The sequence below is a fragment of the Pseudomonas sp. AD21 genome, assembly GCF_002878485.1.
Lineage (GTDB): Bacteria > Pseudomonadota > Gammaproteobacteria > Pseudomonadales > Pseudomonadaceae > Aquipseudomonas.
In genome coordinates, this window is record NZ_NQYG01000093.1 from 1 (window position 1) to 16,179 (window position 16,179).

The window sequence follows — 16,179 nt, forward strand, 5'->3', positions numbered from 1 at the left end:
GAGCGTCACGGGCTGCATTCCCACGCAGAGCGTGGGAACGATCATGGGGCGGAAAAACTCAGCGCTGATGCACCAAAGCACCCGCCGCATACGTCTGCTGCACCGTGCGGTCATCCCCCAGCGTCATCAACACAAACAACGTCTCGGCAATGTTGTTGGCCTGCTTCAGGCGGTAACTGAGCAGCAGCGTGGCGTGGTAATCCAGCACCAGGAAGTCGGCGTCGGAACCCGGTTGCAGGTTGCCGATCTTGTCTTCCAGGCGTAGCGCCCGCGCACCGCCGAGGGTCGCCAGGTACAGCGACTTGAACGGGCTCAGGCGCGCACCCTGCAACTGCATGACTTTGTAGGCTTCGTTCAGGGTTTGCAGCAGCGAGAAACTGGTGCCGCCGCCGACGTCAGTGCCCAGGCCGACATTCAGTTTGTGTTTTTCGGCCATCGGCAGGTTGAACAGGCCGCTGCCAAGGAAGAAGTTCGAGGTCGGGCAGAACGAGATCGCCGAGCCGGTTTCCGCCAGTCGCGCACATTCGTCGTCGCACAGGTGCACGCCGTGAGCAAACACCGAACGCTCGCCGAGCAACTGGTAGTGATCGTAAACGTCGAGGTAGCCCTTGCGCTCCGGGAACAGCTCCTTGACCCACTCGATTTCCTTGAGGTTCTCACTGATGTGGGTCTGCATGTACAGATCCGGGTACTCGGTGAGCAACTGGCCGGCGAGGGTCAGCTGTTCCGGGGTGCTGGTCGGGGCGAAACGCGGGGTGACTGCGTAGTGCAGGCGGCCCTTGCCGTGCCAGCGTTCGATCAGCGCCTTGCTCTCGACGTAGCTCGATTCGGCGGTGTCGGTCAGGTAGTCCGGCGCGTTGCGGTCCATCATCACCTTGCCGGCGATCATCCGCAGGTCGAGCTTCTCGGCGGCTTCGAAAAACGAGTTCACCGACTGCGGGTGCACGCTGCCGAACACCAGTGCGGTGGTGGTGCCGTTGCGCAGCAGTTCCTTGATGAAAATGTCCGCGACATCGTCGGCGTGAGCCTTGTCGCCGAACTGGCTTTCGCACGGGAAGGTGTAAGTGTTGAGCCAGTCCAGCAGTTGCTCGCCGTAGGCGCCGACCATGCCGGTTTGCGGCAGGTGGATGTGGGTGTCGATGAAGCCCGGGGTGATCAGCGCGTCTTTGTAATGCTCGATTTCGATGTCCGCCGGCAGGGTCGGCAGTAAATCACTGGCGTGGCCAAGGGCGCTGATCTTGCCGCCATCGACCACCAGCAGGCCATCCTCGAAATATTCGTAGGAAGCTTCGATCCCGACTTCGGCGGGATCGGCGATGCTGTGCAGGATGGCGGCGCGGTAGGCTTTGCGAGTCAGAGGCATGAGGGTTCTCTAATCAGTTTGAGGCTTTGAGTTTGGCGGCCTGACTGCGCCGCGAAACCGGCAGCAGCTTGGCAATCGGTTCGGCGCTGGCAGTCTGCTGGCCGAAGTTGGCGTTATAGGTGGCGATGATTTCGCCGGCGATGGAGATGGCGATTTCCACAGGCAGTTTGCCTTTGACTTCGCCGATGCCCATCGGGCAGCGCATGCGCTGCACGACGCCGCTGTCGAAGCCGCGATCACGTAAACGGTGTTCGAACTTCGCGCGTTTGGTCTTCGAACCGATCAGGCCGAAGTAGGCGAAGTCGTTGCGCTTGAGAATCGCGGCAGTGAGTTCAAGGTCGAGCTGATGGTTGTGGGTCATGACGATGCAATAGCTGCCGGCGGGCAGCTCATCGATTTCATCCACAGGCTCTTCGGACACGATTTTACGCACGCCGTGGGGGATGTGTTCGGGGAATTCGGCATCGCGCGAATCGATCCAGCGCACCCGGCAGGGCAGGCTGGCGAGCAGCGGCACCAAGGCGCGGCCGACGTGGCCGGCACCGAACACGGCGATTTGCGCCTGTACCTGGCCCATCGGTTCGAACAGCAACACGGTGGCGCCGCCGCAGCACTGGCCAAGGCTGGCGCCGAGGCTGAAACGCTCGAGATGGGTGTCCTGCTTACCGCTGGCGAGCATCTCGCGGGCGATCTGCATGGCTTTGTATTCCAGATGCCCGCCACCGATGGTGTCGAAGGTCTGATTCGCGCTGACGACCATTTTCGACCCGGCATTGCGTGGGGTCGAGCCGAGTTCTTCGATGATCGTCACCAGAACGCAGGATTCGCCCTGGTTCTGCAGGTCGGCGAGGGCGTCGATCCAGTTGTACATACACACCTCTCAGATCGTTCCCACGCTCTGCGTGGGAATGCATCACTGGACGCTCCGCGTCCGCTGTTCAGGATGCGACGCAGAGCGTCGCGGGCTGCATTCCCACGCAGAGCGTGGGAACGATCATCAAACAACCTCGGTTTCAGCTTCGACCGCTTTCACCGCTTTGAGCTGACGCATCTGCTCGCAACCCCACAACACCCGCTCCGGCGTCGCCGGCGCATCGATCTGTGGTTGATGCTTGTAGTCACCGAGGCTCGCCACCGCATCCTTGATCGCACACCATGAAGCAATGCCGAGCATGAACGGCGGCTCGCCGACAGCCTTGGAATGGAACACCGTGTCTTCCGGGTTCTTGCGGTTTTCCACCAGCTTCACGCGCAGGTCCAGTGGCATGTCCGCCACGGCCGGGATCTTGTAGCTGGCCGGGCCGTTGGTCATCAGCTTGCCCTTGTTGTTCCAGACCAGCTCTTCCATGGTCAGCCAGCCCATGCCCTGGATGAAACCGCCCTCGACCTGACCGATGTCGATCGCCGGGTTCAGCGAGGCACCGACGTCGTGGAGGATGTCGGTGCGCAACATCTTGTACTCGCCGGTCAGGGTGTCGACGATCACTTCGCAGCACGCCGCGCCGAAGGCGAAGTAGTAGAACGGCCGACCCCGGGCCTGGCTGCGGTCGTAGTAGATTTTCGGGGTCTTGTAGAAGCCGGTGCTCGACAGCGACACCTGATTGAAATACGCCAGCTGGATCAGCGCTTCGAAGGTCAGGATGTGGTCACGCACGCGCACGTGGCCGTTGTGGAATTCGACGTCTTCTTCGCTGACCTTGTAGTGCCGCGCAGCAAATTCCACCAGCCGCTGCTTGATGATCTCGGCGGCGTTCTGCGCGGCCTTGCCGTTGAGGTCGGCACCGCTGGAGGCGGCGGTGGGCGAGGTGTTCGGCACCTTGTCGGTGTTGGTCGCGGTGATCTGCACGCGATCCATTTCCACCTGGAACACTTCGGCTACGACTTGCGCGACCTTGGTGTTCAGGCCCTGGCCCATTTCCGTGCCGCCATGGTTCAGGTGAATGCTGCCGTCGGTGTAGACGTGCACCAGTGCGCCGGCCTGATTGAGGAAGCTTGCGGTAAACGAAATGCCGAATTTCACCGGGGTCAGCGCCAGGCCTTTTTTCAGGATCGGGCTGTTGGCGTTGTAGCGGCGGATCGCTTCGCGGCGTTCGTGATACTGGCTGCTTTCTTCAAGCTCGGCGGTCATTTCCTCGAGCATGTTGTGCTCGACGGTCTGGTAGTAGTGGGTGACGTTGCGCTCGGTCTTGCCGTAGTAGTTGGCCTTGCGCACAGCGAGTGGATCGAGGTTGAGGTGACGGGCAATCGCGTCCATCACTTCTTCGATCGCGACCATGCCTTGCGGGCCGCCGAAACCCCGGTAGGCGGTATTCGATGCGGTATTGGTCTTGCAGCGGTGACCATTGATCGTCGCATCGCCCAGGTAGTACGAGTTGTCCGAGTGGAACATCGCGCGGTCAACGATCGACGCGGACAAGTCCGGCGAGCAGCCGCAGTTGCCGGCCAGGTCCATGTTGATCCCGTGCAGGCGCCCGGTGCTGTCGAAGCCGACGTCGTACTCGACGTAGAACGGGTGGCGCTTGCCGGTCATCAGCATGTCTTCGACGCGCGGCAGGCGCATCTTGGTCGGCTGGCCAGTGAGGTGCGCGACGACTGCGCACAGGCACGCCGGGCTGGCAGCCTGGGTTTCCTTGCCGCCGAAACCACCGCCCATGCGACGCATGTCGACGACGATTTTGTTCATCGACACGTCGAGCACTTCGGCGACCAGTTTCTGCACTTCGGTCGGGTTCTGCGTCGAGCAGTAGACGATCATGCCGCCGTCTTCGGTGGGCATCACCGAGGAGATCTGGGTTTCGAGGTAGAAGTGTTCCTGGCCGCCGATGTGCAGCGTGCCTTGAATGCGGTGTTCAGCGGTCGCCAGTGCGGACACCGAATCGCCGCGCTGATGGGTGTGGCTGTCGAGCACGAAGTGGCGTTTGCGCAGGGCCTCGACCACATCGAGTACCGGCTCCAGATCTTCGTATTCGATGATCGCGGCCATCGCCGCTTTGCGTGCGGTTTCCAAGTCTTTCGCGGCAACGGCGAGCACCGGTTGGCCGACGAATTGCACGTCGTCGATGGCCAGCAGCGGGTCGCCCGGCATCAATGGGCCGATGTCTTTCAGACCCGGCACGTCTTCGTGGGTAATGGCGATGCGCACGCCTTCGAAGGCGTAGCAGGGCGAGGTGTCGATGCTGATGATTTTCGCGTGGGCGCGGTCCGACATGCGTGCATAAAGGTGCAGCTGGTTCGGAAATTCCAGACGATCATCGATGTACTGCGCCTCACCGGACACGTGCTTGGCGGCGCTGTCGTGCTTGACGCTGCGGCCAACGCCGGTGGTCAGGTCCCTGGCGAACAGTTCAGCCAGTTCAGCTTGAGTTTTCTCTACGCCGTGATGGTTAGACATAAGCGGTCACCCGAGTCTCGATGTGCGGTGTTTGCAGTTCGATGAAGTATTTGCGCAGCAGGTTCTGCGCGCTGAGCAGGCGATATTCCTTGCTGGCGCGGAAGTCCGAGAGTGGTGTGAAGTCTTCGGCCAGTGCGGCGCAGGCACGTTCGACCACGGCGTTGTTGAACGGCGCACCGATCAACACGGCTTCGCAGTGGGCGGCACGTTTCGGGATCGCGGCCATGCCGCCGAACGCCATGCGCGCATCGGTGATCACGCCGTTTTCGACGCGCAAGTTGAAGGCGGCGCAGACGGCGGAGATGTCGTCGTCCAGACGCTTGGAGACTTTGTAGGCACGGAACAACTGCTCGGCGCTGGCGCGCGGCACGATGATCTTTTCGATGAACTCACTTTCCTGGCGCGCGGTGACCTTGTAGTCGATGAAGTAATCTTCCAGGTTCAAGGTGCGGCGGGTTTCACCTTTGCACAGCACGACCTGTGCGCCGAGGGCGATCAGCAGCGGTGGCGAATCACCGATCGGCGAGGCGTTACCGATGTTGCCGCCGAGGGTGCCCTGGTTGCGGATCTGCAGGGAGGCGAAGCGGTGTAGCAGTTCGCCGAAGTCCGGGTACTCGGTGTTCAGCGCTTCGTAGCAGTCGGAGAGGGCGGTGGCGGCGCCGATTTCGATGCGGTCATCGAAGATTTCGATGCGCTTCATTTCCGCGACATTGCCGACGTAGATCATCACCGGCAAGGTGCGGTGGAACTGCGTGACTTCCAGCGCCAGATCGGTGCCGCCGGCCAGCAGCCGCGCTTGTGGATAAGCGTCATAGAGATCTGCCAGATCAGCCACGGTCAGCGGCACCAGGCAGCGCTTGTCGCCGCTGTTGAGTTCGCCGATATCGGTCGGGGCGATGGCTTTGAGGCGGGCGATGGTCTCGGCTTCGCGGGCATCGAACTGATCCGGTTGCTTGTCACAGCACGACTGCTCGGACGCGGCGAGGATCGGCCGGTAGCCGGTGCAGCGGCAGAGGTTGCCGGCCAGCGCTTCGTGGGCCTTGGCATGATCCGGTGCATCGCTGTTCTTCTGCAGGGCGAACAGCGACATGACGAAACCTGGGGTGCAGAAACCGCACTGCGAGCCGTGGCACTCGACCATGGCTTTCTGCACGCTGTGCAATTCGCCTTTGTGTTTGAGGTCTTCAACGCTGATCAGTTGTTTTCCGTGCAGCGACGAAACAAAGGTCAGGCACGAATTGAGGCTGCGATAGCGAATGTGTTCGCGGCCGTCGTCATCCGTTTGCAACTCGCCGACCACCACGGTGCAGGCGCCACAGTCGCCGCTGGCGCAGCCTTCTTTGGTGCCGGACTTGCCTACATGTTCGCGCAGGTAATTGAGCACGGTCAGATTCGGGTCCAGGGCGTGCTCGCTACGGAGTTCCTGGTTAAGTAAAAACTGGATCACGGAAGGCCTCGCAGACTCATTATTGTTGTTAACCGACTTGAGCCGAATTTAGCAGGTCTGACTTTTCGGTCAATGGTTTTCTGACTTAAAGGTCAGGAAAAACGGTTTTGTCGATTAACGTGTGCTCTATTGAGTATTGACCCTGAGCGGATCCACTGCTTTTTTTGCTTGAATCGTGCCAAAAACCGTCCTGCGGGCACTCCGCCATGAGCCTGCATTTGCGCTACACTGCGCCGCTTGTGCAGATCGAAGAGTTTGAAGGACAACCATGACGTTCAAGGCGCCGGACAGCCTCGCCGAGCAAATCGCTCACCACCTCGCCGAACGCATCATTCGTGGCGAAATGAAGCCGGGAGAGCGCATTCAGGAACAGAAGGTCACGCTGGCCCTCAATGTCAGCCGCGGATCGGTCCGCGAAGCCCTGCTGATCCTCGAACGCCGCCACCTGATCGCGATTCTGCCGCGACGTGGCGCCCATGTCACCGAACTCACCGCGCACAAGGTGCAGAGCCTGTGCACGCTGATGAGCGAGCTGTACATCCTGCTCGGCAACGCGGTCGCCAATGGCTGGCAGACCCAGGCCGACATGGCGCCGTTCGTGCAGATCCAACAGCGTCTGACTGCCAGTTACGAGCGTCAGGACATCCGCACCTTCGTCGACGACAGCTTCAGCGTGATGCGCGCTGCGTACCCATTCGCCAACAACCCGTACCTGCAAGAGACCGTCGAGAACCTGCAGCCGGCCATGAGCCGTGCGTACTTTCTCGCCCTCGAACAGCGCAAGGCCGAAATGAGCGAGTTCCTCGAGCTGTTCGAACGCCTGCTGGCCGCTGTCCTCGCCCGTGATTTGCCGCAGATCCGCACCGTGCTGACGGCTTACGCCCAGCGCAGCTGCGATCTGGTGGTTTCCGCCCTGACGGTTGCCTGAGCGTGCGGCTAAAGTGCATCAAACTGGCGGGGTTCAAGTCCTTCGTCGACCCGACCACGGTGAACTTCCCCAGTAACATGGCGGCGGTCGTCGGGCCGAATGGTTGCGGCAAGTCGAACATCATCGACGCCGTACGCTGGGTGATGGGCGAAAGCTCGGCGAAAAACCTGCGTGGCGAGTCGATGACCGACGTCATCTTCAATGGCTCGACCAGTCGCAAACCCGTGAGCCAGGCGAGTATCGAACTGGTGTTCGACAACTCCGACGGCACGCTTCTGGGCGAATACGCGGCCTACGCGGAGATTTCCATCCGCCGCAAGGTGACCCGCGACAGCCAGACCACTTATTACCTCAACGGCACCAAATGCCGTCGTCGCGACATCACCGATATCTTCCTCGGCACCGGCCTCGGCCCGCGCAGCTATTCGATCATCGAGCAGGGGATGATCTCCAAGCTGATCGAGTCCAAGCCCGAAGACCTGCGCAACTTCATCGAAGAAGCAGCGGGTATCTCCAAGTACAAGGAGCGCCGGCGCGAGACCGAAAACCGCATCCGCCGCACCCACGAAAACCTCGCGCGTCTGACCGACCTGCGCGAAGAGCTCGAGCGTCAGCTCGAGCGCTTGCACCGTCAGGCCGAGTCCGCCAAGAAGTATCAGGAATTCAAAGCCGAGGAGCGTCAGCTCAAAGCGCAACTGTCGGCCTTGCGCTGGCAGGATCTCAACGATCAGGTCGGCCAGCGCGAGTCGATCATCGGCACCCAGGAAGTCAGTTTCGAGGCGCTGGTCGCCGAGCAGCGCAATGCCGATGCGGCCATCGAGCGCCTGCGCGACGGACACCATGAACTGTCCGAACGCTTCAATCTGGTGCAAGGGCGCTTCTACTCGGTCGGCGGCGACATCGCCCGGGTCGAGCAGAGCATTCAGCACGGCCAGCAACGCCTGCGCCAGTTGCAGGACGATCTGAAAGAAGCCGAACGCGCGCGCCTGGAAACCGAATCGCACCTGGGCCACGACCGCACGCTGCTGCTGACCCTCGGTGAAGAGCTGGACATGCTCACCCCCGAGCAGGAGGTCACCAGCGCCGCCGCCGAAGAAGCCGCCGCTGCGCTGGAAGATTCCGAAAGCGTCATGCACGGTTGGCAGGAGCAGTGGGACACGTTCAACCTGACCGCCGCCGAACCGCGGCGTCAGGCCGAAGTGCAGCAGTCGCGTATCCAGCAGCTGGAAACCAGCATGGAGCGCCTCGCTGACCGGCAGAAACGCCTCGGCGAAGAGCGCGCGTTGCTCTCGGCTGATCCGGAAGACGCGGCGATCATGGAGCTCAACGAGCAGCTCGCCGAGTCCGAAGCGACCCTCGAAGATTTGCAGACCAGCGAAGAAGCCCAAGTCGAAAAACTCGAACAACTGCGTCAGGAATTGCAGCAGGCGCTGACCGCGCAGCAACAGGCGCAGGGCGATTTGCAGCGCCTCAACGGTCGTCTCGCGTCTCTTGAAGCCTTGCAGCAAGCCGCGCTGGATCCGGGCACCGGCACCGCCGAATGGCTGAAGGAACACAACCTCGCCGAGCGCCCGCGTCTGGCCGAAGGCCTGAAGGTCGAAGCCGGTTGGGAACTGGCGGTGGAAACCGTGCTCGGCGCCGATCTGCAAGCGGTGCTGGTCGACGATTTCAGTGGTTTCGATTTATCCGGTTTCACTCAGGGCGATCTGCGCCTGCTCAGCCCCGGCAATGATGGTGTGCCAGCGGCGGGCAGCTTGCTGGATAAAGTCGACGCGCAGATCGATCTGTCGCCGTGGCTCGGTCAGGTCAAACCGGTCGACAGCCTCGAGCAGGCATTGTCCTTGCGTGGGCAATTGAGCGCCGGCGAGAGCCTGATCAGCCGCGACGGTTACTGGATCGGTCGGCACTTCCTGCGTGTGCGTCGGGCCAGCGAAGCGGAAAGCGGCATGCTCGCTCGTGGTCAGGAAATCGAAGCGCTGCACCTCGAACGCGAGGAGAAAGAAGCCACGGTCGAGGCCATGGAAACCCGTCTGCAAACCCTGCGTGCGCAGCAGCGTCAGCAGGAAAACGGCCGCGAGCATTTGCGCCGTTTGCTGCAAGACGAAGCCCGTTCGCAAGGTGAGTTGAAAGCCCAGTTGTCCGCCGGCAAAGCCAAGGCCGAGCAGTTGACTTTGCGCCGCACGCGTCTTGATGAAGAGTTGGTCGAACTCGGTGAACAACGCGAGCTTGAGCTCGAACAGGTTGGCGAAGCGCGCATGCAATTGCAGGAAGCGCTGGATGCCATGGCGCTGGACACCGAGCAGCGCGAATTGCTGCTGGCCCAGCGCGACAGCCTGCGCGAACGCCTCGACCGCGTGCGCCAGGAAGCGCGGCAGCACAAGGATCACGCCCATCAATTGGCGGTGCGCCTCGGCTCGTTGCGCGCGCAGCATGACTCTACGCGTCAGGCGCTGGAGCGTCTGGAAATGCAGGCCGAGCGCCTGACCGAAAAGCGCGAACAGTTGAGTCTGAATCTGGAGGAGGGCGAAGCGCCGCTGGAAGAGTTGCGCCTCAAACTCGAAGAACTGCTCGACAAGCGCATGAGCGTCGACGAAGAACTCAAGACCGCACAAATCGCTCTGGAAGACGCCGACCGCGAATTGCGCGAGGCGGAAAAACGCCGGACCCAGGCCGAGCAGCAATCGCAACTGATCCGCGGCCAGCTCGAACAGCAACGCATGGAATGGCAAGCGCTGACCGTGCGGCGCAAGGCCTTGCAGGATCAACTGCTCGAAGACGGCTACGATCTCAATGGTGTGCTCGCGACATTGACCCCCGAGGCCAGTGAACGCGCCGCCGAAGATGAACTCGAACGGATCAATGCGCGGATTCAGCGCCTGGGCGCGATCAACCTCGCGGCCATCGACGAGTACACGCAACAATCCGAGCGTAAACGTTATCTGGATGCGCAGGACGCCGATCTGGTCGAAGCGCTGGAGACCCTGGAAAACGTCATTCGCAAGATCGACAAGGAAACCCGTAACCGCTTCAAAGATACCTTTGATCAGATCAATGGCGGTTTACAGGCACTTTTTCCAAAAGTTTTCGGTGGCGGGCGCGCGTATTTGGAACTGACGGGCGAAGATCTACTCGATACAGGGGTAACGATCATGGCGCAGCCGCCAGGGAAGAAGAACAGCACCATCCATTTGCTCTCCGGCGGGGAAAAAGCCCTGACCGCGCTGGCACTGGTTTTTGCCATCTTCAAGTTGAACCCGGCGCCGTTCTGCATGCTCGATGAGGTTGACGCGCCACTGGATGACGCTAACGTTGGACGCTACGCACGATTGGTTAAAGAAATGTCGCAGACCGTGCAGTTCATCTATATCACCCACAACAAGATCGCCATGGAAATGGCTGATCAACTGATGGGGGTGACGATGCACGAGCCGGGTTGTTCGCGACTGGTTGCAGTGGATGTCGAGGAGGCGATGGCGATGGTGGACGCCTGAGTCAGCGTGGTGTCGGAAAGGTAATTTGGTGTTGTAGGACTTTTTTACCGGGTTCGACTTGCTGGCCAATCGACATATTCGCGCAAGCCAATGAGACAGACGGTGTAAAGTTGTCTTTGGTCGTGCTAGTTTAATGTCAATTTTTCGTATACGTGGGCAAAACGCCTGTCAGAACATAGAGTTGGCGCCACGTTTTAAAGCGGTTTGCACAGTGTAAACCCCTTATTTTTCAGCATTTTTTATAGAGGCACGGGATTACATGGAAATCGGTCTGCGCGAGTGGCTGATCGTCATCGGCATCATTGTGATAGCCGGTATTCTTTTCGATGGCTGGCGCCGTATGCGCGGCGGCAAGGGAAAACTGAAATTCCGTCTTGACCGAAGTCTGTCCAACCTGCCGGACGAGGACACCAGCGCCGAGCTGTTGGGCCCGGCCCGTGTTCTGGACACGCATAAAGAGCCACAACTGGACGAACACGATCTGCCGTCGGTGAGCATGCCGGCCCGCGAAGCACGCGAGCCTCGCGAATCCGGCTCGAAACGTGGCAAGCGTGGCAGCAAAGGTTCGGCGCAGGGCGACTTGAACCTGGATCTGGATCTGGACGACGGCCCGAGCTTCAGCAGCCGTGACGACGATTTCGTTGAAGACACCAAGCCTGCGCCTGCCGTGGTCGACAAAGACCAGCCGCAAGCCGAAGAAGTGCTGGTGATCAGCGTGATCTGCCGTGACGCTGCCGGCTTCAAAGGCCCGGCGCTGTTGCAGAACATTCTGGAAAGCGGTCTGCGTTTTGGCGAGATGGACATTTTCCACCGCCACGAAAGCATGGCCGGCAACGGCGAAGTGCTGTTCTCCATGGCCAATGCGGTCAAGCCGGGTATCTTCGATCTGGACGACATCGACCATTTCAGCACCCCGGCAGTGAGCTTCTTCCTCGGCCTGCCAGGCCCGCGTCATCCGAAGCAGGCCTTCGACGTGATGGTGGCGGCAGCCCGCAAGCTGTCCCAGGAACTGAACGGCGAGTTGAAAGATGACCAGCGCAGCGTTCTGACCGCGCAAACCATTGAGCATTACCGTCAGCGTATCGTCGAATTCGAACGCCGCGCGTTGACCCAGAAACGCTGATTGAAAAGATTGCCTCATCCCCAAGAGGCAGTCGGCAATATAGATTGAGCAGCCTCGGCTGCTCTTTTGCTTTATGAGAGAACACCCATGACCGCCGCCAAAAACCGCATCCTAGAACTGCGCGCTGAACTCGATCAGCACAACTACCGTTACCACGTCCTCGACGAGCCGAGCATTCCGGACGCCGAGTACGACCGGTTGTTCCACGAGCTCAAGGCGCTGGAAGCGGCCAATCCGGAACTGATCACCAGCGACTCACCGACCCAGCGCGTCGGCAGCGTGGCCCTGACCGCGTTCACCCAAGTGCGTCACGAAGTGCCGATGCTCAGCCTCGGCAATGCCTTCGAAGAAACCGACATGCGCGAGTTCGACCGCCGGGTGACTGAAGGGCTGGATCTGCCGGCCGGTGATCTGTTCGGTGGCGGTGCGGCGGTGGAGTACAGCTGCGAACCGAAGCTCGATGGCCTAGCGGTCAGCCTGCTGTATCAGGACGGCGTATTGGTACGCGGCGCCACGCGCGGCGACGGCACTACCGGTGAAGACATCAGCGTCAACGTGCGCACCGTGCGCAACATCCCGCTGAAGCTGCATGGCGAAGGCTGGCCCGCGACTCTGGAAGTGCGCGGCGAGGTGTTCATGTCCAAGGCCGGTTTCGAGCGCCTCAACGCCTCGCAGTTGGAGGTCAGCGGCAAGACCTTCGCCAACCCGCGCAACGCCGCGGCCGGCAGCTTGCGTCAGCTGGATTCGAAGATCACCGCCAACCGTCCGCTGGAATTCTGCTGCTACGGCATCGGCCAGGTCTCCCACGATATTTCCGACACCCACATCGGCAACCTCAAGCAATTGCAGGCGTGGGGCATGCCGATCAGCCATGAGCTGAAACTGGCCAAAGGCATCGGCGAATGCCTGGATTATTACCGCGACATCGGCGAACGACGTAACGCGCTGGCCTACGAAATCGACGGCGTGGTGTTCAAGGTCAACCGCATCGCCGATCAACGCGAGCTGGGCTTCCGCGCCCGCGAACCGCGCTGGGCGATCGCGCACAAATTCCCGGCGATGGAAGAGCTCACCGAGTTGCTCGACGTGGAATTCCAGGTCGGCCGCACCGGCGCCGTGACTCCCGTGGCGCGGCTGAAACCGGTCAAGGTCGCTGGCGTCACCGTGGCCAACGCCACGCTGCACAACATGGATGAAGTGGCGCGTCTGGGCCTGATGATTGGCGACACCGTGATCATCCGCCGCGCCGGTGACGTGATTCCGCAAGTGGTACAAGTGGTCATGGACCGTCGTCCCGAGAACGCACGGTCCGTGCAGATTCCCGAGAGCTGCCCGGTCTGTGGTTCCCACGTCGAGCGCACGCAACTGGTCAAGCGCAGCAAAGGCAAGGAAACCATCAGCGAAGGTGCGGTGTACCGCTGCGTCGGCCGTCTGGCCTGTGGTGCGCAACTGAAACAGGCGATCATCCACTTCGTGTCGCGCCGCGCCATGGACATCGAAGGCCTCGGCGACAAAAGTGTCGAGCAACTGGTCGACGAAGGCCTGGTCAGTTCGCCGGCCGATCTGTATGCGCTGAAATTCGACGATATTGTCGATCTGGAAGGCTTTGCCGAAGTCTCCAGCAACAAGCTGTTGGCGGCCATCGAGGACAGCAAGAAACCGGGGCTGGCGCGCTTCATCTATGCGCTGGGGATTCCCGATGTCGGTGAAGAGACAGCCAAGGTGCTGGCGCGCTCGCTGGGTTCGCTGGAGCGTGTGCAGCAGGCGCTGCCGCAAGTCCTGACCTACCTGCCGGATGTGGGGCTGGAAGTGGCGCACGAGATTCACAGCTTCTTTGAAGATGCACATAACCAGCAGGTGATTACCGAATTGCTCGGTCATGGTTTGCAGATTCAGGATCAGGGTGAGCTGGGCGCCGAGTTTGCCGCCAGCACCACGCTCGGGGGCTTCCTCGACAAGCTGCACATTCCTTCGGTTGGCCCGGGTGGCGCGCAGAAACTGGCGGACAAGTTTGGCTCGCTGGAAGCGGTGATGAATGCTGACTGGCTGGATATGCGTCAGGCCTTGCCGGAGAAACAGGCGAATTCGGTGCGCGAGTTTTTTGCTGCTCCTGAACATCGTCAATTAGCTGAAGAGTCCGAGAAACAACTGCGTGATTTCGGCATGCACTGGCAGAGCGAGAAGAAAGTCGTCGAAGGTTTGCCGCTGTCCGGCGAGACCTGGGTGCTGACCGGCAAGGTTGAGTTGATGAGCCGTGATGTCGCCAAGGAGCATCTGGAAAGCCTCGGCGCCAAGGTCGCTGGTTCGGTGTCGGCGAAGACTCATTGTGTGGTCGCGGGCCCCGGCGCCGGTTCCAAGCTGACCAAGGCCAATGAGCTGGGTGTAAAAGTGATGGACGAAGAAACCTTCATCGCCTTCCTCAAAACCCACGGCCTGAACGTTTGATCGTTCCCACGCTCCCGTGTGGGAATGCCGCCCCGGATGCTCCGCGTCCGCTGTGACGCAGAGCGTCACTGGATGCATTCCCACGCAGAGCGTTGGAACGATCAAATACATCAGACCAGCTCTTTCATCCGATGCCACAACATGCCGAGTGCCAACAACGGCGAGCGCAAATGCTTGCCGCCCGGGAAGGTGATGTGCGGCACCTTGGCAAACAGGTCGAACCCAGCACTGTGCTGGCCACTGATCGCCTCGGCCAGCAACTTGCCCGCCAAGTGCGTGGCATTCACCCCGTGCCCGGAATAGGCCTGGGCGTAATACACGTTCGGCTGATCATTGAGCCTGCCAATCTGCGGCAGACGGTTGGCGCCGATGCCGATCATCCCGCCCCACTGATAATCGATCTTCACCCCGGCCAATTGCGCAAAGACTTCGAGCATCTTCGGCTGCATGTACGCGCCGATGTCCTTCGGATCGCGCCCCGAGTAATGGCAGGCGCCGCCGAACAGTAGACGCCGGTCCTCCGAGAGCCGGTAGTAATCCAGCGCCACCCGCTGGTCGCAGACCGCCATGTTTTGCGGCAGCAGGGCGTGGGCCTGGGCTTCGCTCAACGGCTCGGTGGCGATGATGTAGCTGCCGGCGGGCAGGACCTTGCCGCTGAGTTGCGGATTCAGATCATTGAGGTAGGCGTTGCAGCCGAGCACCAGCGTTTTGGCACGCACTGAGCCTTGCGCGGTGTGCACACGAACTTCAGGGCCGTAATCGATGCGCGTGACTGCCGACTGTTCAAACAGTTTGACGCCCAGTTGTTGCGCGGCGGCGGCTTCGCCCAGCGCCAGGTTAAGCGGATGCAGATGCCCGGAACCCATGTCGATCAAACCGCCGACGTAGCGTTTGGAGCCGACCACCGTGTGCATCTCGTCGGCTTGCAGCAAGCGGGTTTCGTAGCGATAACCGAGGCCGCGCAACTCTTCGGCGTCTTCGGCAAAACCTTCGAGGTCGGCAGGTTTGTTGGCGAGGTCGCAGTAGCCCCAGGTCAGGTCGCACTGGATCTGAAAACGTTCGACGCGTTGACGGACGATTTCCACGGCTTCCAGGCCCATGAGTTTCATCTGGCGTACACCGTCGGCGCCGATGACGTTAGTGAACTGATCGAGGCCGTGACCGACCCCGCGAATCAACTGCCCACCGTTGCGACCGCTGGCGCCCCAGCCGATCCTGTGCGCTTCCAGCAACACCACGCTGAGGCCGCGTTCGGCCAGTTCCAGTGCGGTGTTCAGCCCGGAAAACCCGCCGCCGACCACGCACACGTCGGCTATCACTTCACCTTGCAACTGCGGATGATCCGGTTGCGGCAGGCTGCTGGCGGCGTAATAGGAGGCAACGTGGGGTTGGCTCGCGAGGGTGTGGGCGCGGGCATTCATGGGCGTCATCCAACGGCTGAGTGTCGAGAAAATTTGACGGAGCATAAGCCGCACGCCTGAAGACGGGCAACACTGGTCGGCCGTTGCTGTCTGGATCACGGCTTTTGCGGCACAATCGCCGCCTATTTCATGTGGGTTACCGTTTCGATGAGCTGCAACCGCCAGACAATCCGCGACCTGCGTCAGCAGATCCCCTCGTTCGACTGCGTGCCGGGCTGCCATGACTGTTGCGGTCCGGTGACCACCTCGCCGGAAGAGATGTCGCGCCTGCCGCGCAAGACCCGCGCTGAGCAGGATGCGGCGATGGAGGAGCTGAACTGTGTGCACCTGGGGCCAAATGGTTGCACGGTGTATGAAGAGCGGCCGTTGATCTGCCGGTTGTTTGGTACCACCAAAACCTTGCCTTGCCCGAATGAGAGGCGGCCGGTGGAGCTGATTCATCCGCGGGTTGAAAAGCAGATCTTCGAGTACATGGCGGCGAATCGGCAGGTGTTGGTTTAACGCGTTCGCTTGGGACCGAGGCGCCGCTTTCGCGAGCAGGCTCGCTTGTATGGTAGGACTTGAAGGGAG

At 61.0% G+C, this 16,179-nt stretch carries 10 protein-coding genes; 5 read left to right on the plus strand and 5 right to left on the minus strand.

Annotation, left to right across the window (positions count from 1 at the left end; all coding sequences use genetic code 11):
• Nucleotides 1–58: 58 nt before the first annotated feature.
• The 4 genes from guaD to xdhA all read right to left on the minus strand — a co-directional run bounded on the left by guaD (nucleotide 59) and on the right by xdhA (nucleotide 6,201).
• Entirely contained in the window at nucleotides 59–1,363 is a 1,305-nt protein-coding gene (guaD, locus tag PseAD21_RS28000) for a guanine deaminase (RefSeq protein ID WP_102358965.1), read from the minus strand.
• A gap of 13 nt (nucleotides 1,364–1,376) precedes the next feature.
• Nucleotides 1,377–2,234 (minus strand): xanthine dehydrogenase accessory protein XdhC, encoded by an 858-nt coding sequence (gene xdhC / locus PseAD21_RS28005; protein ID WP_102358966.1) that lies wholly within the window; start codon nucleotides 2,232–2,234, stop codon nucleotides 1,377–1,379.
• 126 nt (nucleotides 2,235–2,360) lie between these two features.
• Entirely contained in the window at nucleotides 2,361–4,754 is a 2,394-nt protein-coding gene (gene xdhB / locus PseAD21_RS28015) for a xanthine dehydrogenase molybdopterin binding subunit (RefSeq protein WP_102358967.1), read from the minus strand.
• Nucleotides 4,747–6,201: a xanthine dehydrogenase small subunit gene (gene xdhA / locus PseAD21_RS28020; protein ID WP_102358968.1), complete on the minus strand. Its 1,455-nt coding sequence runs from the start codon at nucleotides 6,199–6,201 to the stop codon at nucleotides 4,747–4,749. The genes xdhB and xdhA overlap by 8 nt, the downstream gene beginning before the upstream one ends.
• Nucleotides 6,202–6,469: 268 nt before the next feature.
• Here xdhA and PseAD21_RS28025 point away from each other — a divergent pair, with 268 nt between their 5' ends.
• The 4 genes from PseAD21_RS28025 to ligA all read left to right on the plus strand — a co-directional run bounded on the left by PseAD21_RS28025 (nucleotide 6,470) and on the right by ligA (nucleotide 14,188).
• Nucleotides 6,470–7,129 carry a GntR family transcriptional regulator gene (locus tag PseAD21_RS28025; protein ID WP_102358969.1) on the plus strand — a complete coding sequence of 220 codons (660 nt, stop codon included), beginning with the start codon at nucleotides 6,470–6,472 and terminating at the stop codon, nucleotides 7,127–7,129.
• Nucleotides 7,130–7,131: 2 nt separating this feature from the next.
• Nucleotides 7,132–10,620, plus strand: a complete 3,489-nt coding sequence (gene smc, locus PseAD21_RS28030) for a chromosome segregation protein SMC (protein WP_102358970.1) — start codon at nucleotides 7,132–7,134, stop codon at nucleotides 10,618–10,620.
• A gap of 259 nt (nucleotides 10,621–10,879) precedes the next feature.
• Entirely contained in the window at nucleotides 10,880–11,743 is an 864-nt protein-coding gene (gene zipA / locus PseAD21_RS28035) for a cell division protein ZipA (RefSeq protein WP_102358971.1), read from the plus strand.
• Nucleotides 11,744–11,830: 87 nt separating this feature from the next.
• Nucleotides 11,831–14,188 carry an NAD-dependent DNA ligase LigA gene (ligA, locus tag PseAD21_RS28040; protein ID WP_102358972.1) on the plus strand — a complete coding sequence of 786 codons (2,358 nt, stop codon included), beginning with the start codon at nucleotides 11,831–11,833 and terminating at the stop codon, nucleotides 14,186–14,188.
• 110 nt (nucleotides 14,189–14,298) lie between these two features.
• Here the strand turns inward: ligA and PseAD21_RS28045 are convergent, their stop codons facing one another.
• A complete protein-coding gene (locus PseAD21_RS28045) occupies nucleotides 14,299–15,609 on the minus strand; it encodes an FAD-binding oxidoreductase (RefSeq protein ID WP_102358973.1) in 1,311 nt (436 codons plus the stop codon).
• Between the two features lie 147 nt (nucleotides 15,610–15,756).
• On the opposite strand from PseAD21_RS28045, the gene PseAD21_RS28050 reads away from it, so the two are divergent.
• Nucleotides 15,757–16,110, plus strand: a complete 354-nt coding sequence (locus PseAD21_RS28050; RefSeq protein ID WP_102358975.1) for a YkgJ family cysteine cluster protein — start codon at nucleotides 15,757–15,759, stop codon at nucleotides 16,108–16,110.
• Nucleotides 16,111–16,179 lie beyond the last annotated feature (69 nt).

Coding starts and splice junctions, on each gene's coding strand:
- guaD (WP_102358965.1), bottom strand. CDS start 1,363: ATGCCTCTGACTCGCAAAGCCTACCGCGCCGCCATCCTGCACAGCATC.
- xdhC (WP_102358966.1), bottom strand. CDS start 2,234: ATGTACAACTGGATCGACGCCCTCGCCGACCTGCAGAACCAGGGCGAA.
- xdhB (WP_102358967.1), bottom strand. CDS start 4,754: ATGTCTAACCATCACGGCGTAGAGAAAACTCAAGCTGAACTGGCTGAA.
- PseAD21_RS28025 (WP_102358969.1), top strand. CDS start 6,470: ATGACGTTCAAGGCGCCGGACAGCCTCGCCGAGCAAATCGCTCACCAC.
- zipA (WP_102358971.1), top strand. CDS start 10,880: ATGGAAATCGGTCTGCGCGAGTGGCTGATCGTCATCGGCATCATTGTG.
- ligA (WP_102358972.1), top strand. CDS start 11,831: ATGACCGCCGCCAAAAACCGCATCCTAGAACTGCGCGCTGAACTCGAT.
- PseAD21_RS28045 (WP_102358973.1), bottom strand. CDS start 15,609: ATGAATGCCCGCGCCCACACCCTCGCGAGCCAACCCCACGTTGCCTCC.
- PseAD21_RS28050 (WP_102358975.1), top strand. CDS start 15,757: ATGAGCTGCAACCGCCAGACAATCCGCGACCTGCGTCAGCAGATCCCC.